The sequence below is a fragment of the Flavobacterium sp. Root186 genome, from assembly GCF_001428525.1.
Lineage (GTDB): Bacteria > Bacteroidota > Bacteroidia > Flavobacteriales > Flavobacteriaceae > Flavobacterium.
The window spans coordinates 134,280-161,092 of sequence record NZ_LMHW01000011.1 but is presented as its reverse complement, the minus strand read 5'-3'; the positions used below and the strand labels follow the sequence as shown (position 1 = coordinate 161,092).

The window sequence follows — 26,813 nt, the reverse complement described above, 5'->3', positions numbered from 1 at the left end:
TATGTCACTAGATATTAGATACAAAATAGAAAACACAGATACTTATTTTAGAAGAGACGAATTAAACACATTATTATTCTATGTAAAAAATATTAACAATTCTTTAGCAGCTAAACTCTATTTTCTACTAGAAAAAGAAATAGCTTTTAGATTGAAAAATGATCTAAATATTGCAAACTTAAACTCCTTTAATGACATGCAAGCACATTTTGATTTAAGTTATATTGAAGAAAGTATTCAATTGATAACAACTCAAATCATACCAGCATTACAAAATGAAACATTAAACATGTGGGAGAAGTATAGTGGTTTTGAAAATTTAAAAAATGAGGTTAATATTGGAAATAGAAATGATTGGAGTTCCAACTTAAGTATAGATCATGACTATGTTCCCGAGGATATGGATTATTATATTGATATGATAATTGAAATAAAAGAACTTTTACAAAAATCTTTAAATCTTAATATACCATTAACTGTAATTTATGAAGATTAGTATTTTTATTGTACCATGATCCCCCCGCTGGCGCGAACGTCTCGCTCGTGAACACAAAGTATTTCTTACATTAGCTCAAAAAAATAAATGAGCAGAAAATACAAATTCGGAGATAAAACTGGAGCCTATTTTATAAGTTTTGCTACGGTTTACTGGATAGATGTGTTTACAAGAGAAGAGTATTTTGGGAGCATTGTAGAATCATTAGATTACTGTAGAAAAAATAAAGGAATGGAGATTTATGGTTATTGCATAATGCCAAGTCATGTTCATTTAATTTTCAGGTCTGAAAATGGAGATCCTTCTGGTCTAATAAGAGACTTCAAAGGTTTTACCTCTAGAAAAATGCTCAAAACAATTGAAGAAAATCCGCAAGAAAGCAGAAAAGAATGGATGCTCTGGATGTTTGAAAGAGCCGGAAACAAAAACAGCAATGTCAAATTCAGGCAATTTTGGCAGCAAAACAATAAACCTATTGAAATTTGGTCTTTAACAGTTTTTGAGCAAAAACTAAACTATATTCATTTTAATCCAGTTCAAACAGGTTTCATTACTAATCCTGTAGACTGGAAATACAGTTCAGCAAGAAATTATGGTGATAATGATCAGACTGTTTTAGAAATTGACATTAATTGATATGCTGGGTGTGCACGAGCGAGACGCTCGCGCCAGCAGGGGTTAAAATCTTTTTGAACTTATTACAATTAGCTTGTCTAACTGTTAATGCTGGCGATGGTATAGCATCCTTAGCCGCTAAAAGGCAAGCAAGAAGGTTGGTTGAAATTGCAGATAGTAATGGATCTAACTCAAATTCCATTGATAATTTATCACACGCTTTAGGAAGTAGCAATGCAGCAGAAGAAACTGCTCATACAATTCTCCAATTTGCTGATTCGGCATCTCAATTTCAAAGCCTCAATACCATTGTTGATCGTGTGAGAATCTTGCTTACTAACAAAGGTAATACTGGTCTTTTTGATGTTTCTAAAAAATTACTGGGCAGCTTGCAATTTACACCTACTAATTACAGTAGTTCAGACATGATAGAGATAGTATCACATTTAAATACTAAAGCAGATGTTTTTGGTCCAGCATTTGATAAGCTTTGTTCACATTTTTTATTCATCGGTTCGAAAACTGATAAATTAATAAGTAAAGATAGGTTAATCAAACAAATCACTTTTTTTTACGATGAGATTTTAAAAAGAGGTTATCCTTCTGGTTTTAACAAAACTGATAAAATTTTTGAAGTATTCTGCGGGAAAACTAAAACATATTTTAGCAATAAATTTAAGTTTTGGAATGACGATATTATTGATGATGTTATTAGTACATTAAATGACAACAATTTAACGCAGTACATTGATGATAATTGGTTAAATTTTAATTTTGCAAATAGAATTGAATTAATAGTTCAAGGATCTGCAATAAGAAAGTATAAAAGTGGAGAAGTATTAGAGCATTTAAATCCAAATGATTTCCTCTTAGATGCTCCAGGGGATTTTGAATTTGCATTGAAATTAAAACCAAAGGATTTTGAGATTTTCACTTATATCGCTCGTCAATATGCAAAAGAAAAAAATCTTACATTTAATTTTCAAAATGTCTCAAGTAAAGGATTTATGAAATTAGATGGAATTGAAAAACTTTTCGGAAAAGAATTTGTCAAACAATTTAGACAAACTGTACGCAATGACATTAATTTCTTATCTGAAGATATTAACTTTGCTATTGTTAAAGAAGGAGGTCCTTATGACCTTGAACCATTTTTAAAATTTAAATATTAAATTATGAATACAAATATAAAGTATACAAATCAAGACGGAAATTACATTACTAGTCAGCAAGTTGCAAACTTAAAATTCTTCAATAAAGAATTTTTTTATAATAACGAACTGAAGATGGTTCAAAAGTATGGTTCAAAAGGAAGAACAAATAATATAATTTTAAAAGGCGGTGATTACTATTTATCTTCAGATGAAAACTTAGAAACAATTATAAATCAATATGCTTCAACTGGAAATTACTGGACATTTTTTTATAATAATCAAAGTAATAATTTAGGAGACTCTTATTGGGAATATCTTTTTTATAATAAAGGAGAATTAGAAACTAAAGGCGTTAAAGTTTTCAATAGTGAGAAATTATTAATTGCATCATGTACAATTGATCTAAAAACAAACGAAATGGATGATCAAAGAAAGTACTTTTATGGAGACTTAAATATATATAAAAGAAACGAATATGAATATCCTTTTTTAAGTGTATTTTATGATGAAAACAATGATGTAAGGGATATATATATATATGATGATGATTATCAAAGTGTAGATGAGTTTTTGTCATCTGATAACGCAAGATATTTTAATTGGATTTCTCATCCTTATTTCCATAATTTTGCTCCTATGCTTCCAATTAGTTCAATTGTCTAATATTAATCCCGTGTCCCCTCCGTTAGCGAAAGCATCTCGCTTATAAACACAAAGCATATAACAGCTCAAAGACAAAATAAGTCTTTGAGCTCTCTTAAAAAACATCATTTCCCCCGCTGGCGCGAGCGTCTCGCTCGTGAACACAAAGTATTTCTTACATTAGTTCAAAAAAAATAAATGAGCAGAAAATACAAATTTGGAGAAAAAACTGGAGCCTATTTTATAAGTTGCTACAGTTTACTGGATAGATGTTTTCACGAGAGAAGAGTATTTTGGAAATATTATTGAGTCATTAGATTACTGTAGAAAAAATAAAGGAATGGAGATTTATGGTTATTGTATTATGACAAGTCATATTCATTTAATTTTTAGATCTGAAAATGGAGATCCTTCTGGTCTAATAAGAGACTTCAAAGGTTTTACCTCTAGAAAAATGCTCAAAACAATTGAAGAAAATCCGCAAGAAAGCAGGAAAGAATGGATGCTTTGGATGTTTGAAAGAGCCGGAAACAAAAACAGCAATGTCAAATTCAGGCAATTTTGGCAGCAAAACAATAAACCTATTGAAATTTGGTCACTAAAAGTTTTTGAACAAAAACTAAACTATATCCATAATAATCCAATCGAAACTGGTTTTGTAACTAATCCGGTAGATTGGAAATATAGTTCGGCAAGAAATTATGGTGATAATGATCAGACTATTTTAGAAATTGACATTAATTGATCCTTGTGTGTGTACGAGCGAGACGCTCGCGCCAACGGGGGAACACAAAATACATAAAGCTCAAAGACAAAAAAAGTCTTTGAGCTCTCTTAAAAAAACATCATTCTCCTTCACAGAAGATGATAATCTAACAAAATTCAAAAATCACATTTTAAATCCCAACCTGGAACTTATAATTAAGTTCCCTAATCTTTTATTGGCTTTTCTGAAAGCCAATTATTATCCAAATATTTTATAAACTCTGTAAAATGAAACTATTGTGATGCCACTAACACAATTTCTAAAATATAATTTTTGAGGTTACCATTATAAAAATACAAACAAGACTAAAAACAAGTCCCGTTTGAAAATATATCTCAACTTAAATCAATTATGACTATAGGTCAATCATTTAACACTTCTAACTTTTAACCTCAGCAATTAACTAAAAAATGAATACAAATCATAACAGAATTAAAGTAGTCGATTTAGAAACAAATGAGCCTAATAAAATTCTAAAAACGAACCTGAAGGGTGAATTAGAGTTTAGCGATGCAGAAAATAATTTTCAGCCAAAACTTGATGATGCAAATTTCGGAGCATTCCAGAACTCATTGCAAACTATCAGTACAATCGCTGACACAGACAAAATGCCGTTTCTAATTGGTTCTCTAGCCCGAATGATGACATGGGCAAACTTTAAATCTCTCTTTAAAACAGTAGGAGGAAATTCAATATTTGGAAGCGGTAATATTGCTACACCAGACATGGACACAACTACAGCTCAAACTGTCTCTGGAGTAAAAATTTTCCTGAACTTAATGTTAGGTTTACGAAACGCGGCGAACACTTTTACATCATTTATTACAAACACTGCTACAGCATCACGAACCTGGACTTTTCCTGATAAAAGCGGAACTGTTGCAATGACTTCGGATATTACTAGTGTAATAAATGCAGGAACAACTAATCGAATTCCAAAGTATGTTGGTTCTACAGTTGTCGGAAATAGCAGAATTTTGGATGATGGAACTTATATAGGAATAGATAATCAATGGGCTTTATCATCCGATTTACTATTTGGTTATTTACCAGCTTCAAGAACCATCGGGATTGAAGACAGCATAAGTATTCAAAATGGCAAGGATTTAATAGTAAGAGCTGGTAGGGCAATTAATTTTAATCCTTCTGGAGGTGCATTAGTTCCATTAGGGCAAACATATAGACAGTGGCGAAACATGAGTTGTAATAATTTAACAAACGATGTGTTTGCCTGTGCAAATGGTTTTGGTGTATTTAAACAAACTGGAGGGGCTGGCAACTTTGAATTTTTAGAAAGATCTAATCGTCAATGGTATGGTGTTACTGTTATACCTAGTTCTGGTGATGTATATGCTTGTGTCTACAATGGAGATATATATAAACAAACCGGTGGCATCGGAAGTTTTGTTGCTTTAGGACAAACTAAAAGAAACTGGACTGCAATGGGATATAATTCTTTAACAGAAAATGTTTATGCATGTGCTGATGGAGGTGGAATTTTTATACAAACAAAAGGAACAGGTGAATTCGTTTCACTAGATGTTAGCAGTTTAGCTTGGTTTGGTTTAGCTGTAAATAGTTCAAATAGCGATGTATATGCATGCGTAAATGGTGGTGATATATATAAACAAACTGGTGGTACTGGCAGTTTTACTGCTTTAGGTCTAACTTCAAGATCTTATAGAGGCATGGCTATTAATTCTACAAATAATGATGTTTATGCTTGTGCAGGTGGTGATACATATAAACAAAATGGAGGTACTGGAAATTTTGTTGCAATGGGGTATAATTATACATTTAGAGGTATCACCATAAATCAATCAATTGGGGATATTTACGCTACTGTTGAGTCAAATGATATTTACTACAAACAAAATAATGATTTAGGCTCTCCAAATCTAGACGGAGGTACATACAAAATAAAATCGGGTACAGGAAAAGGAACCGGAAAAAGTCGTGTTGAATTTTACACAGGCCAAAAAACTGTGTCAGGAACTGATATGCAAGTTGAAAAAATGCGAGTTTACCTTGATGAAAATGGTTATTTTGTTTACCTCACTCCTCCAAGTTATGCAAATGATACAGACGCTGATGCAGATTCAAACCTTCCCTCAAAAGCTTTTTATAAAATAGCAGGAAGTCGTGCACTTTTTCAAAAACCTTAAAGTACAAAATCATCAGCATTCCAACCTAATTATTGGCTTTTCTAAAGTCATACTTACCTACTACCCTTTCATTTTACAATACTGCAAAATGAAAAATCTATTGTGACGCCACTAACACAATTTTTAAACAATACATTTTGACTGAAAACATGCTTTTTAAAACATTGATCAGTCAAAATAAATTACGGTAACCCCCATAAGCCTTAATAAACGCCTATAAATTTTATAAACCCGTAATAATTAATTAAAAAATGAGTACAAATTACAACAGAATCAGAGTGGCAGATTTAGAAAAAAATCAACCTAACAAAATTTTAGTAACTAACGAAAAAGGAGAACTGGAGTTTCATGATGCAAATAATCTTCAAACCGAAAAATACAACGCACTTGATTGCATAACGGAAGGAAAAGCATTAGATGCCAGACAGGGAAAAGTATTAAAAGATATGATTGATAGTAATACTGTTAATCTCGCTAGTGATCCAGAAACCCAAATAAATGATACAGTTCAGGAAGACAAGAAAGTAGTAAGCCGATTAAAACTTTTTAATTGGTGGCAGTGGATTAAAAATTCTCCACTAAAATGGAAAAATACTATATCCGCAAGTCCTGCAACTAAACCGGATGAGTTAGTAACTCTTGGACAGCTAAACGAATCTACACCTACATTTGATGAAGTCTTAACAGCAGGATGTGTTGCTTATAATAAAGGAATTTATTTAGATGAATCAGATAATGAATATAGATCTTATTTTAGTTCAAGAGGTTTTTCTGCTGGACATGGATTAGCAATGGCTGGTATTACTTCTACTCATGGAATACAATTTAACACACATGGCAGCTTTATTGGCTGTACATTTTTATCCGAAGAAAAAGCTACAGAAATAAATAAAATTGAACTACCAAATAAAAGTGGCATCGTAGCATTAAAAAATGATTTTGTACAAACTGCCGCTGGTACAACTGCTAGCCCCCCGTTAATCATACCAAATGGTACATTAACAACTACACCACAAGAGGGTGCTATTGAACGAGATCAAAATGGTATTTTATGGGAAACACATAACGGCGAAAGATCTAAGTTAGCAGGTTCAAATGATGTTGATAAATTTCTTGCTGTGACATGGAAATCATTAATTACCCAAACAGCTTTCTTAAATTCAACAATAAATAGTACTGATACTAAAACAGTTTTACTGCCTGCAAATGCTTTAGGAAGTTCGGATTATGCAAATCTTCTTTTCAAAACATTTGACAAATATCACATAAGAAATAGCTCATACGGAACTCTCACACCTCCTACTTCAGTAACTTTTGAAGTATTCTTAAAAGGAAACGATTGTACATTCGGGGGGAATCAATACGTTAAATTGTATTCTTCCAAAAGAACAGACATACAAACAAATCAATCTATTCGAAATTGCGAAATAGCTTTACACACTAATCTAGCAACAATTAACGACAATCCTGTATCTTCTTCTTTGAGTTTTTCGTCGCTGGCCTACGATAATTATGGAAATGTTTCGGAAGAAAACTACAGCCAATATTATTTACAAGCACTAAATGGCAATTACATAAAATTTAGCAATGCCTCAATATCATTAGAATACAGAGTTTCTTGTGAGTTTGCTGATCCTACCAACATTAAACTTAACAATGCAAACTGTCGTTCAATTTTTGATAATTTCTCTTCTCTTTTCTTAAAATTATAAACATAAAAGTCTCTTACTGACAATTGAACTAAAGAAAGCTCAAAGGCTAAAAAAGTCTTTGAGCTTTCTTAAAACTTTCATTCTATCATACAGAAAATAATAAAAACTTAAAACCATAAGTTCATCCTACTTTTAAATCATTTTTTTTAATAATCGAACACATATTCGTTCTTTTCCTTTACAACCTTGTAAAGCTCCAGAACATCCATGTTAAACCACTAAGCAGCTGTTTGTTAAACCTCTTTTTTAGATAGATCTTTACACTATCAAAAGAAAAACACTGCAAAAAACGCTGCTTTTTCAAGGCATTATCTAAATCAAAAAATACAGTAAACCTGGTACATCAAATAGTGGATTAATTATTTGAATGCCCCGTTTGGTTTATAAAACCAAGAATTTAATCATGCAAAACCACGAACGAAAATTAAAGTCAAAAACAAATTAGAATATGCCAACTAATCCAATTCCAGCGACTCCAATTCCTACGGCAAGGTATTACCCTCGACTATCTGAGGTAATTAGCGTAGATGACTTACCGGAGTTTTTATCGTTTGTTGAAAATGGCCTGAATGCTATCTTCGATAAAATTCATTACAAAAACTTACAATATTCAAAAGGATATCGCGGCGACTCGGCTTTTTACAGCCTTGATATCGTAACAAGCGAAAAACTCGCAATTCCGTTACCTTTTGGCTTGGGTCTTGTACTGAATCCAGACCTTGACGGCGATTCATCTATTTCCTCATTCCCTATTACATTAGAATATCAGTGGGAAATTTTAGCTTTTCTTAAAACCTTCAGTTCAAGTAATTTTTCTTTTTCAATAAAAGATTTTTATTCGGTAGGATTGCAAGTTTTCCGCATCAGCGAAGAACAGGTTGTTGCTCACATGCTGAACATTTTTGTTGAAGCTGAAGAAGGAAAAACAAAATACGAACAGCTTTTAGAAGATATCAATACTCTTAAAGGGCTAACTGAACAAGAAAAATTAGAACTTCCGGAAGGAATTGAAGAATCTATTCATGCTGTAATTACGCTTATTAAAAACAATCCGGCAATTACAGAATCTGTTTCGCTACTATTATTTGCTACTTATATCTTAAAATCAGATTTAAGCGAAACGAAACAAAAACTACAGGAATTTTATAACATTATTGTTCCTGATGGTATCGAAGCTCATATTAAAAGAATTATTACACCAAAAGCCAAAGCAACTTTAGCTTTAAGTGCCGGTATCGAGTTTCCTCAAAACATTTTAAAACCTGTTACAGATAAAGGTGAGGCTTTTCCAGATCCAACAACAAAATCAATGTTTACATTTGCTCAGGCACAATTGTATGCTGATACCGAAGAGGGAATTGGTTATCAATTAGAACTAGGCGGATCATTAAAACCTGAATATGCCATGATTGGTAATACGGGTTTAATTCTCCAATTAGATACTTTAAAAGTTGATTTAAGCAAGAAAACCAACATTCCCGAAGCTGATGCTGACGGGCGTCCAAATGATTTTGTTGGAGTTTATGCACGTGCTGTTTCGGTTACTCTGCCTTCAAAATGGTTTAATAATATTGAACAGGATCCACTAAATACAACTCCAACATTAAAAATTGGCGCTTCCGATTTATTAGTAGGTTCCGGCGGTCTTTCGGGAAATATTTATCTGGAAACTGTTCCAAGTGTACATGGTCCTTTTAATTATTTCAACGACAAATTCAATTTTAATTACCCAATCACGATGTTCGAAAAAGATCAAAGTGGAGTGGCAAATAAAAAAGAAATCGCGGATTATGCCTCTTTACTTGTTTTTTTACAACAATTAAATAGTAAAGGAATCCCTTATGCTTTTGACTACCCTTTATCTTTAACAACACTTTCTTCAGTAGTTTCGCCTATTGAAGCTTCTACAACGTATATTTTTACAACTGCTAAAGATTATCAAAACTTTTTATTGGAGTTATATGACAATACGCTTTGGAAAACAATTGGGTCTGCAGAAAAAGGCTTCAAAATTGGTTTCAATAAGTTTGATATTTCATTTAAACAAAACAAAGTAATTGGTTCTAATATCAAGGGTGCTTTAGAAATTAAAAAATTCAAAAAGGGCAACGATGCTTTTAAAATAGATCTTGAAGGTCACTTACAAGATGATGGCGACTTCAATCTTACCGCTTCATTCCCTAAAGAAAATAAACCGACAGCAAATTTATTTGATCTCGTAAAATTTGATTTCAACAGTTTCGAACTAGGAAAACAAGACGATGACTTTTATATAGGAACTTCATGTCATGTTTCTTTCCCTGAAAATTCTTTAATTGGAAACCTTATGAAAGGTCAGGGATTTGACATTGAAAAACTTCGTATTTACAGCGATGGAAATATTGAAGTTGAAGGAGGATCAATTCCTATTCCTATCAGTCTTTCTGTAAATCTTGGACCGGTTCAAATGGCTGTTACCAATATTAACTTTGGTTCTACCCAAATTAACGGCCGCAAATATAATTTCTGGGGCTTTGATGGTGCAATCAGCATCAACCCGCTTGGAGTTGACGCTCGTGGAGAAGGTGTGAAATTTTACTATCCTACGGATGGCAATGATGAAGACGATCGTAAAGCAAAATCTTTCCTAAGAATTCAAACTATTGAAGTTGACTTAATTATTCCGGGAACAGCTACGGAAGCTTCTGCAATGGCAATCATTAATGGTATGATTTCGCTTCCAGAACCTGGAAAATCACAGGAATTTATAGGTGAAGTTGGTTTAAAACTGCCAAAAGCAAAAATCTCCGGTGGTGTTGGAATGCGTTTTATGCCAAAATATCCGGCATTCTTAATTGATGCTCATATCGAACTGCCTACTCCTATTCCACTTGGATTCCTCGCTATTTCTGCTTTTAGAGGTTTGCTAGGTTTTAGATATGTGGCGACAAAAGAAGCTGCAGGATTGAAAAAAGACAATTCTTGGTATGAGTTTTACAAAAGTCCAAAACCAGGTATTAATATTAGAAAATTCAGCGGACCGCCAGATTCAATGCAGTATAATTCTCCGTTCTCTATTGGAGCCGGAGCTACTTTTGGAACCGTTGCAGACGGCGGACATGTATTGTCTTTAAGAGCAATGCTTTTATTATCTCTGCCTACGTTATTTTATATTGAAGCAGGATTAAATGTTGTTGCCGGACGATTAGGACTTATTGAAGATGATCCTAGTAATCCTCCATTCTTTGCAATGGTTGCTTTTGGCGACGATTCATTAGAACTGGCAGCGGGAGCAGATTTTAGTATTCCGAAAGACAGCGGACAGATCTTTAAACTTCATGCGTTATTAGAAGCCGGATTCTTCTTTAAAAATCAGAAACCGTGGTATGTAAATATTGGATCTAAAAAAGACCCAATCACTGCTGAAATTTTGACCTTGTTTACTGCTAAAGCTTTTATCATGCTTTCGGCTCAGGGAATTGAAGCCGGCGCCAGGTTAGATTTTAATTTACAACAAAGCTTTGGGCCTGCTAAAGTAAAATTATGGGCTTATTTGGAACTTGGCGGAAAAATTTCGTTCAAACGTCCGCAAATGGGTGGATATATTACAGCCGGCGGTGGTATTCAAATTAAACTTTGGATCATTAATGTCGAGATTGTTTTAGATACTATTTTCTCTGTAGAATCATTTAAACCATTCTTAATTTATGCTAAACTGGAGTTAAGTGTTCGCGTAAAAATTGGTTTTATAAGAGTCCGTAAAAACTTTGTAGTCGAAATTCAATGGGATATTAACAGAGTTGTTGATCGTACACCTTACAGTCCGCTTCCTAAAGGAACAGTTGGAGATGGAGAAGACAACAGAACATTAGAAAATGTAAAAGGTGTCCACATGCTTACGAATCAAGCTTTTGCTCTTGATTATTTCAAATCAGAAGGTGAAACAGGTTATAATGGAAATCAATTTGGTGAAGATGGATTGCCTAAGGCAGAACTTATTAGACAAATAATTCCTTTAGATACGTACATCGATATTAAAATGGCCAAAGGATTATTGCCAAATCCTGAATTGTCTCAAAAAATTGGAGGTTATACCGGAGACGCTAAAAACTATACTGACATGATGCCGCCAGTAAGCACTCAGGCAGGAAGAAAACTGCGTCAGGTTAAGCATCAGTATGCTATTAAATCTATTGGAATAAAATCATGGAATGGTTCAGCATGGGAAGATTATCACCCATTTGAAGCTGTAAAAAACATTGATACAACCGAAGATTTAAGCAAACTGCCTTGGGCACAATGGCAGAAAGCAATTGATCAATATGATAGTATTCGTGTATTAGGAACCAATCCATTTTCATTTTTAAGTGCTGGAGAACCAGGATGGCACGTTCCGGAGCAATTCGGAATCACTTCATCTAAATTATTCTGTGTTTCTGATGGAATTAAAGAAGAACACACTGATTTTCTTAATAAACAAATTGGTTTGCGCTATTATGTTCCATCTCAACATGAAGCAGATAAAATTAATGGCTTGTTTTTTAAATTGATTGGGGAACTTTCAGAAATCACTGAAGATAATACAATTGAAGGTTTAGATTTTATGAGTATTTCGGGACAAACAAACCCGCATGGCTACAATAAGTCTTTGTCTTTCAAAAACGAGAATCAGTTAGAAGTTATTTTCCCGGAATCTGCAATTGAACCAGCTTTCCAAATAACAACTCAGGCTAAAGAAGTTGTCATAAAAGCTTTTACTGCTATTACTGAAGATAACTCAAAATTTGTTTCATACGAACCAATTAAACTTAGAAAAACAAAAAGTGGTACAGCCGAATATGATTTAACTTATACTAAAGCTGAATTGTTAAGCAGCATAAAATTATTTAGTGAAGAAACGGAACCAATTTCAAAAACTAAAATTGATAAAATTGCTATCATTCCTTTATCTCCTAATGCAAAACGCATTTATGAAATTAGAAATGAAATAGCCGCTTTATTTAATGAAACATATACCAGCGAAACCGGTGAAGTTTCTATCTCTTTACCAAGCTCTATGTCTGATTACAATGCATTATTGGCCGAATTAGCAAGATTAAAAGCTGATGCCGGAAATGATAATCCATCGGCTGGTACACCAAGTAAATTGACTTTTACAAATTATTACGGATATAAAGGAAAGACGCTGTATACATTTGATAAAGTAATTAAATTCAACGACACGTACATCATCTCTTTCCATCCAAAAGTAGATACAACGGTTCTTTTACAAATTGATTCAAAAGGAGCTATTTTAAGAGAGCGTTTATTGAATGGAGTTGTTACTTCAATGCAGGTTGTAAATGGTAATTTACTAATCACTCAGGCACTGAATGCGAAACAATGTAAAGGAATTGGAGAAGCTATTATTGATTTTGATCTTATTATTGGCTGCGAATCTCCTATCGCTGCGATGGCTGTTACGGAGCTTGATGATGAATTGAATTTAAGTTCCGGAGTGCAATATTTAAACAGTTATTCTTTAGGATTTAATAAAATCTTGTCTCTTGCAAATAACGAATTGCTTTGGATTAATGCATTAGAAACTGAAACACAGATTAATTGGGTTAACGGAACCAATCGTGCTCTTATTAAGCGTGCGACAATCAATGGAACTGCAATTAATGTTCTGCAGCATAATGCTACTGAATTTAGTTTGGTTACGAAAGATAGAAAAATTATTCGTATCCAACTTAATACCAGTACAAATGCAATTTCTGTAATGGAGACAAAAGTTATTTCTGATGCTTCTGTATCTGAAATTATTGATGCTGTCATTGCAAACGGAAAGGTTTTAATAACGGTTAAGTTCTCAAATGAAAAATTTGGTTTAGCTCAAATCACAGCAAGTTCATTAGATATTGTAAAACAGGATGCTGTTTTTAATTCTCCAATTTATTTATCAAACAGTACTCTGGCAGATAATTCGATTGTTGCTTATAACGAACAGCATTTATTCGTATTCAGTTCAGCATTAGCACTTACAAGATTAATTAAAAGAGGAAATAACCTAGAAAACGCATCGATCATTCATCTTCAAAATGAACCTTCTGAAAATGAAATTCTTATGCTTTCATCTAAACCAAAAGAAAAAGGAGTTTATTTCTCCTTGTTTACAGATCAGTTTGATAATTGTTCTTTATATCCTGAGCAAACTGTTACCATAACAACTTCTGCATCAGCTCTAACAACAGAAATGACAAGTTTAACAACAGTTACATTAGTTGAAAAAGTAAATTATACAAAAGCTCCTAAAAACTCAAAATTAATTTCGGTTAATGAGATGATTTGCTCTAACGGAAATTCTGAAGAAGATCCTGAGTTAGATTATACAACTTCGGTTCAAAGTATTGAATGGCTGAGTAAAGAAAGTTATTTCCATAATACAACCATTCCTCAAATAGAAGCTGTAGAAGACGATCGAGAAGCAATGAAAACGGCAGTAGAAAATACTGTTCAGCCAATCTGGAGACCAAATACAACGTATTGTTTAGACTTCACTTTAACTGACACAGTAGATGACAAAGACACAAAAGATTTTAATTATTTCTATGGATTTAAAACTTTAGGCCCTGTAGGTCATTATCCGGTTCCCGATAAACCAGTAAATCCTACTGAACTGCCGCCAGTTAAAAACGAATTGACTGAGTTATCGAAATCTCCACTGACTTCATTAAGACAATACTTAGATTATAACCGTTCTTACCCAAATGCTGATGGAAGTTTATTGCAGTCGAAACCTGCTTTTTATGGAAATCAACAATGTAAAGTTTCTTTGTTTTTTACAAATCCTTATGCCTATCACATGTTTAAGGATTGGGGACCTTATAATAATGAAGAAATACCTGAAATAAAAGGAAAATTAAATCTTTTTATTAAAGATCCGCTGACTGATTTGCTTATCGAATATCCGTTTAAAAATGAAGAAATAGCATATCCAAAACCGAATGAAGAAATTGACGAATGGAAAGACGATAACGATCCTAGAATCCCATTAGGCATTCAATTAATAAACAACATTCTTACTGATAAATCAGCAATGAGATGCAGTTTACATTGGGGACAGCCTTTAAAACCAAAATCATATAGATACGAAGTAGAATTAATTGATTTAAAACCTTCTAAACTTTATACGGTTTTAGTAAACAACTTTTTTGATGACGCACAGCATGGAACTACCAGCGAAAGTAAAAACGTATTGATACATCAATTCGGCTTCCAGACTTCCCGTTACAAAGATTTCAAAGAACAAATCGAAAGTTATTATTTAAATGAAGATCAGTCGCATAGAGCATTGTATGATGTCAAACTTAATTTAGTTCAGGATCAAATTAATGCTTTACATGATGTAATCGCTAATCAACAAAACAATTTAAGTGATGCATTGGTAACAAAATATCAGCATTCATTTGACCGTGCAATTGAAGGAATCTTAAAAATGTCTCCTCTTGATCCGGCACAAAATTCGGAGGTTAATAAAATTATCGACACAAATACTGGTAATATCATCGCTCTTTTAGTTCGTAATCCGGAGCCATTTAATATTCCGAAAATGCCTTTAGAAGAGATCAAAGATTCAATTATAGTAGTTGATGAACTAGGAAATCTTAAAGCTGATTACACGGTATTGCATTCAAAAGATTATTCACAGGCTTTAATTATGCATAGTGACAAAATAATTCCAAAGGATAATTTAAATATCCAATTTGATTACAGAATGTGGAAAAATGGAGGAACAGCATTAACAGAATCTATTGACAAGCAAAACATAGAGGTTCAACTATCAGAATTAGAAAATACAAATCTTTAAAAAACAAGAAAAAAATGAGTTCTATAAATCTTCAGGCAAGCCAACTCTCCGGCTGCGAAAAATATATAGCAATCGTTGTTGACGAATCGGGTTCGATTAGCTCCAATGAAGCACAGCAGATTAGAGGCGGGCTGACTTCATTTATCAATTCTCAGGCTCAAAGCAACATCTCACTTTCATTAATCGGAATGTCTAACAGCGATACTGCTGTTAGATCCGATAATGTTATCCAGAAAAGAATTGCCGATAACCAACAAGATTTCTTAAACTGGATTAATTTGTTTGGAAATGGTCGAGCCTACATTCAATCTGATTATTGGGCATCTGGTTTAAATGCTGCTAAGAATCTGGCTGTTACTCCCGATATTGTTTTTGTTGTAACAGATGGTCTTCAGGTAAATAATTCTCAATTCTTAAAAAATCTATTTACTGAGTTAAATCTAAAATCGCAGGTTTTCGTTTATGGTGTTACGAGTACAACAGATAATGTTAACGAGTTAATTACACCATTAAATACTTTTTTAGGCAGAGTACCAAAATTAAAAGACAACAGAACTTCAGCATTAGAATCTGATTATATCAGAGTTCCTGATTTCAGCACTTTAGGCACAGAATTAAATCAGCTTATTACTGATTTATCTACTGCTCAAACGGGCTGTATTTCGAATGTAAGTATTATCGAAAATAAAATTACTTATCCTGTTTTAAAGAAAGGTAAAAAAGTAAAGGAAGGAGCCGGAAGTTTAATTCTTCGAAACAAAAGCCGCGTTGCGCTTACATTAAGTGCAGGAACAAGAATTCATGAGAAAAGCAGTTTAAATGGTTTAATTTTTAAACTTCAAAATGCTGTTACAATTCCCGGATCGGCTCAGATTGAAACTGCTATTCAAATTGAAGGAAAACCATTAGCTCTTGGAAATTTCCCTGCTCTTATTTCTTTGAATAATGTTAAAAATCCTTTGGGCTTCAGCATTAACTTTAATGTTGGTAAAGAATCTGCTGTAATTGATATTGATTCGTCAAAAACAAATCTGCAGTCTACTTATTTGCAAATTGCAGCTGCCGGCTCACGAGGAGTTGACAGTACAAAAGGAATTCACCTTCGATGGATGCTTGCTGGCAAATTAGGCGACAAACATCTTCCCAAAGGAGATTTATATACGGGTACGGTATCTAATTTTAATAAACCTGATGACTTCGTTAAAGTCTACAGAGCTCCTTACATCAGGAAAACTCATGTTTTAGATTTAAGCCAAAAACCAAATGTTGTCGATAATCATAAAGCTTTATGGATTTATAAACCTGCTAATTCAACGAGATCAATTTATGTTACTTTTCATAATACAACAAAATATAAATTAGTTAAACTGACTATAGATCCACTGGTTAATCCTGCTGATTTTATTCAGGCTTATGGAAATAATTTGATCGAAATTGAAAATAAATCTGAATTGTTTTTTGCCGCTGAATTGAACTTTTCATCTGTAAACACTTCGAGCAAAGTAAGATTAGAAACTTTATCTGTTGCAGAAAATAATTTTATTGCAGAAAAAAGAGTTTCAAATCGTAAAACGTATTCTTCATCTCAAATAGACAATATTCGTTTAGTTTCTGAAAACGGAAGAAGCATTCGATTGAAAGCTGATAAATGTCTCTTACATTCAATAAGTTTTGAGTTTTACTCCGATTTTATTACTCAGGCTAATACAAATGGGGACTGGACTTTAAAAGGAAAGTATGCACTAAGCGATGACGATACTAAGGTCTTTGAACAATTAGAACCAAAACTAAATGCCGTTCACGGAAAATGGTTAAAATATAATGATGACGATTATGTAAATATTGCTAACTATAAAAATAAATGGAATAGAACAACAGATGAAAATGATAAAGGAGACAAAAATATTAAACAAATTGTCAATCAATATCTCGCATTAAGCACTAAACCAAATAATCCAACTGCTTCAGAAATAATCAATTTTGGAGATCTTGATGCTGGAAAAACTCCAACAGAAGAACAATTAGAAGATGAAAGATTCACACAAATATCTTATCTGGATCTTTTAAACATTGCTGCAAATGATTACCATATTGCGCGTATGTTAGGCCTGGGATGCATTGATATGGATAATGAAGTTCTTTCTGGAGAATTTATTTATCTAACAGAATATACGACTTTGGGTGATTTGGATGGCACGGGAGCAACTGAAAGACAACATCTTTCTATGAGTATTCCAACATCTTTAAATACAGAACGTCAGTCTCTTCCTGTACAATTAAATAAAATTGTTCCAGGATTAAATATGGATTCTGATGAAAGTCAGACTGCAAACATTACAGATCCGGAAGGATACAGTTTTGATGGAAAGAAAAGATATGTAAGTTTATTTATGGATGATGTCATGGATTATGACGTTAGTAAAGACTATAAAGATTTCTTTAAATCTCCGGTGGAATATGACGGAAGCACTTTTACATTTCCTGTTTACGTAGGAGTTGATTATAAAGTTGAAGAGCTGCATGACAATTGGGTAAAACCTGAATTGTCGCATGATTTAGAATACAAGAATGTCAATAAAAATCTTGAGGAATTGAATTATGAGTCAGTTCCAATTATTATTCCTGAATCTGGAAAATCAATTATAAATATACGTCAGAAAGAAGTAGGTAAAAAAAACTATATCTATCAAGGATATGGTGTTAATATTTTCTCCAGAGCAACAACAGGAAGACAAATAAGTATTAAATCAGATATCAAACCGGCAAACAATTTAATGCCGCCAAGTAATATCAACTCACTTTTAATTACAGAAGAAAGTCCGCTAATGTTTACTTCAGCTTCTGAACAAGAACTTCTTGACAAGATTACAGGAGATGATAAAACATTAGTCAGAATCTTGTTCGATTATTACTCGGCTCAGGAATTGGTAAATTATACCGTTCCAACAGGAATGTCAGTTGAAGAAACAAAAGATGACATAAACAGCATTTATCCTGATAGTGAAGAAATATTTGCAGATCATTTTAAACTGTATTACAAAGACGGACTTCCAGAAGTTGAATATGCTGCTATCAAAAGCGTTATTGATAATGGTACAGATAATTTGACTTCAATTGTCAGAATTGAAGAATATAAAATCTTAAGCAGTGGTGAACAAATTAAAATCTCATTAACAAAAGACAACAAAGAAAGGTATGATGGGGGAATCCTGACTATTGGAGATCAAAATTATGTTGTTAAAAATATTGAAGTTTTCACCAAAACAACAGGTCTTGATGTAGTATTTGATTACGCACTAATTGAAGTATTGAAAAAAGAAGTTAGTGACAGTGTTCATGCAGATGGAGATGCCACAATAGATTCTGATCAAATTAAATCAATTCAGATTCCTGAAAACAGATTGTGTACTCTGGTACAAAATATGCAGTCATCTTGTAACTGGCATAAACCGGGAATTGATTTTAAAGTTGAATACCCAGCTTATCTTAATGAGATTCATCGTGAAGTTATTCAGCCAAAAAGCGAAAACACAAACGATTTACAACTAGAAAAAACAAGAGGAATCTTTAAACCTGCTGTAATTGAAAGAGTTTTGGAAAAAACTTATGAAATGAATGCAGATGGAACATATAAATTAGATGAAAACGAAGATCCTATTCCATTAGCTGTAGAGGAACAGCTAGTAGAAAAACACTTAGGATTATACAAAATAACTTTCCCAGGTTTTAATTTACCTCAACATCCTCAATTCAAAACCGGAAACGAAAATTCTGTAGAATGGTCTAATGGTATTGTTCGTTTGTTTAGAAAAAGTGCTGTAAAATCTGGAAGTACAGTTCCTGTAGAATCACGAAAAGAATTTAAAGTTTTTCGAACAGAAAATATTGGTGAAACAGGAGACTTAGTTTTATATATTAATGATACCGATTTCAAATTAGGAGATTATGTGAATCAGATAATGGATGATAATTATAATGAAATCATTATCGGACAGCAAGAGGTAAACTACTACCCTAGTTATAAAGTTTACCTGTACGCAGATTCTGCATCTGGAATTAATGAACAAAATATTCAGCCAAGAGCAAATGAAAGTACACACTACTCTATTTTCGGAATCAGTACATGTGCAGTTCGGCCAACTTTCAAATACAAATCAAAGATTAGTATTCCTAGTCCGATGTATGCTGTTAAAATTGAAAAACCGGTAAAACCTGAAGAGATAAAATGTGATAGTTATTATGCTACAAGACCAGATTTTTACAATCGTTCAACTTTTACTTTTAAAACAAGATACAGTCCAGATCATAAACCTTATGGAGCATTACATTACAGAGCCAATGAAGAAAGTTTCTTAAATGTTTTGTATGAAAGAGAAACTATAAATACGATTCGTGAAGAACTACAAAAACTTGGCGGAAACGATGAAATTAATTTTAAAGAAAGATGGAAAAACTTTTTAAATTTTAATGAACTTGAAACAGACGGTCATTATAAAATTTTTCCGGAAAATGATTCTGAAGGCTTTGGTTTCCCATTACCAGATAATGAAGAATTAATAAAACTAATCAATGACTTTATTAGATGGCATAATGATTCACTGCCTGAAACAATAGACGATGAAGAAGAAATCACATCGATATCAGCATTAAATCGAGTTATAATCTCTAAAGGAGTCGAAAATCCTGTTTTAGCAGTCCATTTTATCGAACAAGCTATTCAGTCTGCCTTTGTTCCTTTAACGGAAGTGCCGGTTATTTATGAACACATTAAAGGCCCGGAATATACTCCAACCAATAAAAAACAAACTATTAAAGATAAAAATGGCCATGCCTTAAAACCGACTGATACCGATTTTGATATTGCACCAATGATGAAAATCGTAAATGAGAACCTAAACATAACGCAATTTACAGATTTCAATCTTGACGGAAATTCGCAGAGTATTTATTTCTACGCTGTTCGCGAAATGGACATTAAAATGAACTTTAGTGAATTTAGTGATCTTTTAGGGCCTGTGAAATTAGTTTCTTCAACTCCGCCTAAAATGCCGGAAATCAAGAGAATTATGCCAATTCTTGAAAATCAGGTTTTAGGAATTAAGCCTGCTATTCAATTCGAATTAAATGCTTATCAGCCGGAATTCAACATTAAAAAAATTAATATTTATCGTGCAGCTTCAATGCAGGATGCACAGTCGATAAGAACTATGGCTCCGGTTAAAGAAGTTTTAATTGATGAAAATACACTATCGAATGAATTTGATAATGTATGGACGGTTTATAATGAATTTGAAGATCTGGAATCTGTTCCTTTTGGAGATGGTCTTTTTTACCGCGTTACGGTTTCAAAAGAAATCGAATATGCAGATCCGAGTTCGACTGAAACAAACACAATCGTTAATATTGACTACGCACCTTCGCAGCCATCTAAAATTACCGCAACCATAATTGCAGATAATGTTTCGCCAGAATCTCCCGTATTAGAAGCTTCAGGAATTGAAACCGGAACAAACGGAGAAATCTTTAAACCAGTAATTTTTAGCTGGGAAAAAACTGTTCACAATGGTAAATATCATTTTTATAAAATGAATAATCAAGGTAACTGGGAAAAAATTCACGAGAAAGCATCTAATGAAATTAATGTGAATCTGCCTTTGCAGGAGACTAAACTATCAACAGATGAATTAGTTATTAAAAATGAAGATGGCGAAAGAATCTACCATCACTTCAAAGTAATTTCTGAAAACTCTTCAGGTATGTTTAGCAGCGAAGAAAAAATCCTAACTCTTTAAACCAATAAATACCAATGATTAACCTCATTGGTATTTAAATCAGACCTTATCAAACAAACATTTAAAGCAAGAAATAAAATTAAATAACATGGCAACAAGCAGAAATGATTTTCACAGCAAATTCCTAAATGGAGACATTCCGTCACATGCTGACTTTGTCGAAATTTTTGACAATTTCGTTCACAAACAAGATGACAAAGCCGATTTTCAAATGGTCGAAACTGGCACATCTAACGAGCATTATATTACCCCCGCACTTTTAAGATCTGTTTTCCAAAATTCAGGAATTATTTCCGGTAACTGTTACTTCCCTTTAAAAGAATATCGAGATGATTTCACCGGCTCATTAGTAGAATTAGAACATCCGCCTATTGAAAACAGTGTTAAAGTATTCAAAAACGGACAGTTGTTAGCAGAAGATGAAGATTATGAATTAGACTATGATCATGCAAAAATTAGTTTCCCTGAGGGAATTACCGGCAGAAATATCGAAATAAATTATTGGTATCAGAACATGAATCCAATATTAGAAGATTCTGACTCCATGTATGGAAAATCTTCCATTCCGTTTAAAGAAAATTTTAGTGCCGATACCTTTAGTAATGATACGATTACGTTACAAAACAAGCCGCTAAAGTACAGTATAAAAATTTACAAAAACGGGCAGTTACTTAGAGAAGATAAAGATTATTCAATAGTTGACGGCACCAATGTTATTACGTTTTCTGAAACAATAAGCAATCGAAATATTGAAGTCGATTATTGGTTTGCAAGTTCAATCTCAATATCTGATCAGCAATTAAGTTCAAAATATGTCGATTTAACTACAAATCAAACCATTGGCGGAAATAAAACTTTTATCGGAGATACCCAAAGTAAAAGTTTCATTAAAACAGGCGGGGCTTCAAACCAATATCTTATGGCAGATGGCTCGGTTTCTACCTCAACCGCTTCTGATTATGATGCTGGACATTCTCCTTATGGTATACCTTTAATCAATGGATATCAAAAATTTAGCAACGGTCTAATATTACAATGGGCGTATTTAATTAATGGCTCTACAAACTACAGTTTTCCTATTACCTGGCCTAACAGAGCAAGTAGTGTAGTCTTATCTACCTACAGAAATTCATCAGGAAATAAAGGTTTTAATCATGTTTATAATGTCACTAATACATCATATGATGCAATTATTGATGGAAGCACTGGATATATGTTTGCAATTGGTTATTAATAATAAAATTTAAAAATAAAAAAATGTATAAAGGAACATACAACATAGATGGAGAATACACGGGTTTTTATGTGGAGGGAATTCATGAAAATATCTCGGAGCCAAATATTGACTTAACAGAAAAAGAGTGGCAGGAAGCCTTATCAAAAAATTACAAGGTAATTAATGGTAAACATGCTTACTCTCCTTTCATTCAAAGTCAGGAAAATATTCTGGAAAACTTAAGAACAACCCGAAACACATTGTTAACTGATAGTGACTGGACTCAATTAGATGATTCGCCTCTTTCAGAAGAGAAAAAAACAGAATGGAAAAATTACAGACAGGCCCTAAGGGATTTGACTAGTCTCGATGACTTAACATCTATTGTTTGGCCAACACAGCCATCATAATACAACAATTGTTCAATGACTTTCTAATGGTATTTAGAAAACAAAAAGACAACATTATTATTTACTAAAACATAATGTATGGAAGAAAATACAACATATAAACCTTTTAATTATTTAGATAATTACTCTCCAATCGAAGGTGAGGTGGTTTTTTATAATACAGAAAAAACATTAGCGGTTAAAAAGAATGATTGTTCTAAAGCAACAACTGGAAATCTGGTCACTTTAACTGCAAGTGCTAATAAATTTGTATCAACTGAAAGTGTAGCTGATGCAAATGAACAAGCTGAATCATGGCTTAATGCAAATGTTCAGGCATATGCTAATAACACTGGTATTTGCAGCATTAGAGAAACGGCTTGGCGAGGCGCAAATCCTTCATGTGTAATTGAACCGCCAATAACATTACAGCCTTTCGATTACATGGTAATAAGATACAAGTGGGCATTAGGTGCGGGTATAGATTTTGACACCTTTACGGGGTTTGTCAGCACAGGAACACAGTGGGATAACAAATATATGGGATTTGGTCACGGCCATGGAACTGAGTTACCAAACAACAATACAGTTACTGAATCTTATATTATGTACGCAGGAGATAATCGAGAAAATAATGGTGTCGAGGCCTGCTTGATTAATTTTGACAAACTGGCTTTTGATAATAACTCATTAAAGTCAATTCCTGTTAGAATGGCTGGTGCCTGGTTTAGTCAAATTGGGACAGGAAACATCGATATTGAGATCACAACTTTTTCAGGAGGAACCATGGAAAAATCAGGATATGATTTTATAAACGTAGACGGTTCTCAAATACAACAACTCAATTTTTCTAAAAATATCCCTTATCCACCAACTTGGGTAAATAATGTAAATCAGGTTACTAACATCGGATATATAACATATAATGTAGACTCTTCGACAGCAAAAGTCGTAATAACTTATTAAACAGCATGGCAAATACAGGATATAAATCTTTTACTTTATTAGAAAGATACTATAAAGACGATGACAGTTCTACTGGGGAAACAAAACCAAATGTGGTAACTGATCCGGATTATATCGCACCCATTTTAGACACAACAAACTGTCCGCCTGGTGCACGATATTATAATACAGAACAAACTAAAACTATAAGAAAGAACAGCTGCTCTGTGGGAGAAATTGGTACAGAAGTCACTCTTACCGCTTATGTAAATCAGTTTGTATCTGATATTAGTGTTACTGACGCAAATAATCAAGCCATTGCCTGGCTGGAAGAAAATGCACAAGTGTATGCAAATAATTTAGGAACGTGTATACTTAATACACCAATTATCTCCAGCGGTCTTTCAAGTGACGGAATGACTATAAATTTATCATGGATTGTTCCGTATGATGATGTAAGAATTACGGGATATCAATTATTTCGAACAAATGACTTAAGTAGTGATAATTGGACAGCATACCGATCTTTAAACGCTCCAGATGTAAAATCATTTTCAGATAACTCGTTAACTCCAAATACTACTTATTATTATAAGGTTGCAACAAGAAGTGCAGCTGGTTTGTCAACATCAAGTAATGTAACGTATCAAACAACGGGTAATAATTCTACAGGCGGTTCAGGCGGAAGCGGCTGTTTCGTTGAAGGCACTTTAATTACATTGCCAGATGGGTCTAAAAAAGCGATTGAAGAATTACATCTCGATCAATTACTTCTTTCTGCTGAAATTGAAACGCTTATTGATACCAATAATGCCAGCGAATTATACAAATGGTCTTCTGATTCTTTACTGGAAAAAAGAATAACATCTCCAATTACTAAATTAACGCAAAAAGATGCTTATAAAACAATAATTGTAAACGACGGATTGTTAGAAGCTACTCCAACTCACTTACAGCTTATCCAGCGCGATGATTTTTGGAGATTTATCGCTCTTGGAGATATTCAGGCTGGAGATAATCTTTACACGATTAACAATGAAATCATTCCGGTTACATCTGTTGCCATTAATTTAGAGAAAAGAAGAATTTTCCCTTTAACATTAAATCCATTTCATACCTATTTCGCAAATGGAATTTTAACTCATAATTATAAAGAGGAAGAAAATCCGAATCCATAAGTTAAAATTGGATTTCTGCAGTACAAAATAATTTATTTTTTAATTACAAATTCGGCATTGAGAAAAATGAAATGAATCTAATTTCAACAAGATTCAGCCATTCTTATTTTAAGCTGGACCAATGCTGATTTGTAATTAAATCATTATCAAAAGAATATAAAATCCTTTCATAAACAACAAGTTAACATGTCTTAATTATAAGAAAAAATCACAATAAATAATGAGTTCACTAATACAAAATACCATTTTTGGAAAATCCAATTATAAAATAAATACATATATAGGCGGTATTGGCGACACAATTAATACACCAGCATTATTAGCGACCAAATTAGGTATTTCTGCCAGTCGTATTAAAATGTTCCGCCTTTTAGATAATAATATTGAATGTGCAATTATTGGAGGTACTTATAGCTTACCAAATCGTAGCTGGTTGAACAGTAATATAACTTATTTTATTGATGAAAAGAATCTCGCAGTAACAGATGAAAGTCGGGTTTTCAGATCGGCTACACTATTACAGAAAATAAAATTAAATGGATTACGAAATACTGGAGACGAATCTTTTACTAACACAAATCTTGCGGAGATATCATTGCCAAATGTAACTAATTTAAAAGGACGCTATGGATCATTCAGAATAAACCCTAAGCTAAAACGAATAATTCTTCCAGAAGCTTCTTACTCTGAGTGGAGTTTTTCGGGTATGGATGGATGTCCCTCATTAGAAATTGTCTATATTCCAAAACTAGCAGTCTTAAGAAGCGGCTCATCAGCAGCCTTAAATAACTTTGTATTTTCTTCAAATAAAACCGGTTTTAGGATTTACGCAAGTCCACTAGCACAAACGAGTTATTTTGGAGCTGTGGATAAGGATATTGCCTGGGCAATTGCAAATAGATCGGCTATTGTTAGATATGTTACAGATTTTACACCCCCAAATGCAGTTATTGATTTATCGGTGACACCTATTAATAATACTTCCATGAAGTTTCAATTTACTCCTCCATATTCCCAAAATGGTATAGATTTTTATGAAGTATATGTTAATGGTGTTTACAAACAAGATCTAAAAGTATCTAGTGATGTAATTAACGGTTTTGTAGAAAATACCAACTATACTATTAGTATAATGGCAGTTGACAATTTTTACAATAAATCGGACTTAAGTAATATCATTAGTTTATCAACTAATAACATAAGTTAAATATTGATGCTGATAACTTTGTTTATGTAAAACTGGCGGTAACATTCCCGTAAATTCATCTTTACAAACTTTTGGCTCTCCCAATGGAGATCTTCCTAAATAATTTCAAAACAAAAAATCAAATCCACTAATTTGATTTTGATATTCAATACACACAAATCAAGTAAATCATATAAAATGGATACAAATTATAACAGAATAAAAGTTGCTGATCTGGAAAAAAATCAGCCTGATAAAATTTTATCAACTAATAGCACTGGAGAATTAGTCTTTACAGATATTAATGAAATTTCAATTGACAACTATAATGCTCTTGATTTTACTAATGCTGGAAAAGCATTAGATGCCAGACAAGGTAAAGTATTGAAAGATTTAATTGATACTGGATTGAAGCCTCAAATTACCATTAATACCGGGGTTAACAATATAACTACTGATACTCTTGATGCAAATGGTCTGCAACAGCAAGGTCGAAATGTCATCATTAATAATGGCGTAAATCCTATAAGCATTACTGTAAAAGGAGGAATTAATAATATCATAACATATACCAAATTTGGTACTGGAGAAATTTCATTTGTTCAGGGTGAAGGTCGAACATTAACTCAAGTTGATGGAACCGCTATCTTAAATGGAGTTGTAGGAAGCACAGCTACATTGGTAAGTATAGGAACAATAGATTTATTAAGAATATCAAATGCATAAAGG

The 26,813-nt window shown here is 33.0% G+C and carries 14 protein-coding genes and 1 pseudogene; all 15 read left to right on the top strand.

Annotation, left to right across the window (positions count from 1 at the left end):
- The first annotated feature begins 1 nt into the window (after position 1).
- A complete protein-coding gene (locus tag ASD98_RS09765) occupies positions 2-496 on the top strand; it encodes a hypothetical protein (protein WP_056203622.1) in 495 nt (164 codons plus the stop codon).
- 87 nt (positions 497-583) lie between these two features.
- Positions 584-1,132, top strand: a complete 549-nt coding sequence (locus ASD98_RS09760; protein ID WP_056203619.1) for a transposase — start codon at positions 584-586, stop codon at positions 1,130-1,132.
- 53 nt (positions 1,133-1,185) lie between these two features.
- Positions 1,186-2,283, top strand: a complete 1,098-nt coding sequence (locus tag ASD98_RS09755) for a hypothetical protein (RefSeq protein ID WP_128414815.1) — start codon at positions 1,186-1,188, stop codon at positions 2,281-2,283.
- A 3-nt stretch (positions 2,284-2,286) separates the two neighbouring features.
- A complete protein-coding gene (locus ASD98_RS09750) occupies positions 2,287-2,928 on the top strand; it encodes a hypothetical protein (protein ID WP_056203611.1) in 642 nt (213 codons plus the stop codon).
- Positions 2,929-3,105: 177 nt separating this feature from the next.
- Positions 3,106-3,652 (top strand): annotated as a pseudogene (locus ASD98_RS09745) (transposase).
- Between the two features lie 431 nt (positions 3,653-4,083).
- Positions 4,084-5,838, top strand: coding sequence for a hypothetical protein (locus ASD98_RS09735; protein ID WP_056203606.1), 1,755 nt, complete (start codon positions 4,084-4,086; stop codon positions 5,836-5,838).
- A gap of 251 nt (positions 5,839-6,089) precedes the next feature.
- Positions 6,090-7,550: a hypothetical protein gene (locus tag ASD98_RS09730; protein WP_056203602.1), complete on the top strand. Its 1,461-nt coding sequence runs from the start codon at positions 6,090-6,092 to the stop codon at positions 7,548-7,550.
- 448 nt (positions 7,551-7,998) lie between these two features.
- Positions 7,999-15,378 (top strand): hypothetical protein, encoded by a 7,380-nt coding sequence (locus ASD98_RS09725; RefSeq protein ID WP_056203594.1) that lies wholly within the window; start codon positions 7,999-8,001, stop codon positions 15,376-15,378.
- A 14-nt stretch (positions 15,379-15,392) separates the two neighbouring features.
- Entirely contained in the window at positions 15,393-21,170 is a 5,778-nt protein-coding gene (locus ASD98_RS09720) for a VWA domain-containing protein (RefSeq protein WP_056203585.1), read from the top strand.
- An 88-nt stretch (positions 21,171-21,258) separates the two neighbouring features.
- A complete protein-coding gene (locus ASD98_RS09715; RefSeq protein WP_056203577.1) occupies positions 21,259-22,404 on the top strand; it encodes a hypothetical protein in 1,146 nt (381 codons plus the stop codon).
- A 23-nt stretch (positions 22,405-22,427) separates the two neighbouring features.
- The gene (locus ASD98_RS09710) at positions 22,428-22,796 is read left to right on the top strand and encodes a tail fiber assembly protein (protein ID WP_056203573.1); all 369 of its coding nucleotides are present in this window, start codon (positions 22,428-22,430) and stop codon (positions 22,794-22,796) included.
- A gap of 78 nt (positions 22,797-22,874) precedes the next feature.
- The gene (locus ASD98_RS09705) at positions 22,875-23,741 is read left to right on the top strand and encodes a DUF5977 domain-containing protein (protein WP_056203570.1); all 867 of its coding nucleotides are present in this window, start codon (positions 22,875-22,877) and stop codon (positions 23,739-23,741) included.
- Between the two features lie 5 nt (positions 23,742-23,746).
- On the top strand, positions 23,747-24,898 hold the full coding sequence (locus ASD98_RS09700) for a DUF5977 domain-containing protein (protein WP_056203568.1): 1,152 nt from the start codon (positions 23,747-23,749) through the stop codon (positions 24,896-24,898).
- 220 nt (positions 24,899-25,118) lie between these two features.
- Positions 25,119-26,105 carry a fibronectin type III domain-containing protein gene (locus ASD98_RS09695; protein ID WP_056203565.1) on the top strand — a complete coding sequence of 329 codons (987 nt, stop codon included), beginning with the start codon at positions 25,119-25,121 and terminating at the stop codon, positions 26,103-26,105.
- A 177-nt stretch (positions 26,106-26,282) separates the two neighbouring features.
- A complete protein-coding gene (locus ASD98_RS09690) occupies positions 26,283-26,810 on the top strand; it encodes a hypothetical protein (protein WP_056203561.1) in 528 nt (175 codons plus the stop codon).
- The last annotated feature ends 3 nt before the right edge of the window (positions 26,811-26,813 follow it).

What these genes read in the sequence shown, in the direction of transcription:
- ASD98_RS09765 (WP_056203622.1), top strand. Translation starts at nt 2, where the DNA reads ATGTCACTAGATATTAGATACAAAATAGAAAACACAGATACTTATTTT.
- ASD98_RS09760 (WP_056203619.1), top strand. Translation starts at nt 584, where the DNA reads ATGAGCAGAAAATACAAATTCGGAGATAAAACTGGAGCCTATTTTATA.
- ASD98_RS09750 (WP_056203611.1), top strand. Translation starts at nt 2,287, where the DNA reads ATGAATACAAATATAAAGTATACAAATCAAGACGGAAATTACATTACT.
- ASD98_RS09735 (WP_056203606.1), top strand. Translation starts at nt 4,084, where the DNA reads ATGAATACAAATCATAACAGAATTAAAGTAGTCGATTTAGAAACAAAT.
- ASD98_RS09730 (WP_056203602.1), top strand. Translation starts at nt 6,090, where the DNA reads ATGAGTACAAATTACAACAGAATCAGAGTGGCAGATTTAGAAAAAAAT.
- ASD98_RS09725 (WP_056203594.1), top strand. Translation starts at nt 7,999, where the DNA reads ATGCCAACTAATCCAATTCCAGCGACTCCAATTCCTACGGCAAGGTAT.
- ASD98_RS09720 (WP_056203585.1), top strand. Translation starts at nt 15,393, where the DNA reads ATGAGTTCTATAAATCTTCAGGCAAGCCAACTCTCCGGCTGCGAAAAA.
- ASD98_RS09715 (WP_056203577.1), top strand. Translation starts at nt 21,259, where the DNA reads ATGGCAACAAGCAGAAATGATTTTCACAGCAAATTCCTAAATGGAGAC.
- ASD98_RS09710 (WP_056203573.1), top strand. Translation starts at nt 22,428, where the DNA reads ATGTATAAAGGAACATACAACATAGATGGAGAATACACGGGTTTTTAT.
- ASD98_RS09705 (WP_056203570.1), top strand. Translation starts at nt 22,875, where the DNA reads ATGGAAGAAAATACAACATATAAACCTTTTAATTATTTAGATAATTAC.
- ASD98_RS09700 (WP_056203568.1), top strand. Translation starts at nt 23,747, where the DNA reads ATGGCAAATACAGGATATAAATCTTTTACTTTATTAGAAAGATACTAT.
- ASD98_RS09695 (WP_056203565.1), top strand. Translation starts at nt 25,119, where the DNA reads ATGAGTTCACTAATACAAAATACCATTTTTGGAAAATCCAATTATAAA.
- ASD98_RS09690 (WP_056203561.1), top strand. Translation starts at nt 26,283, where the DNA reads ATGGATACAAATTATAACAGAATAAAAGTTGCTGATCTGGAAAAAAAT.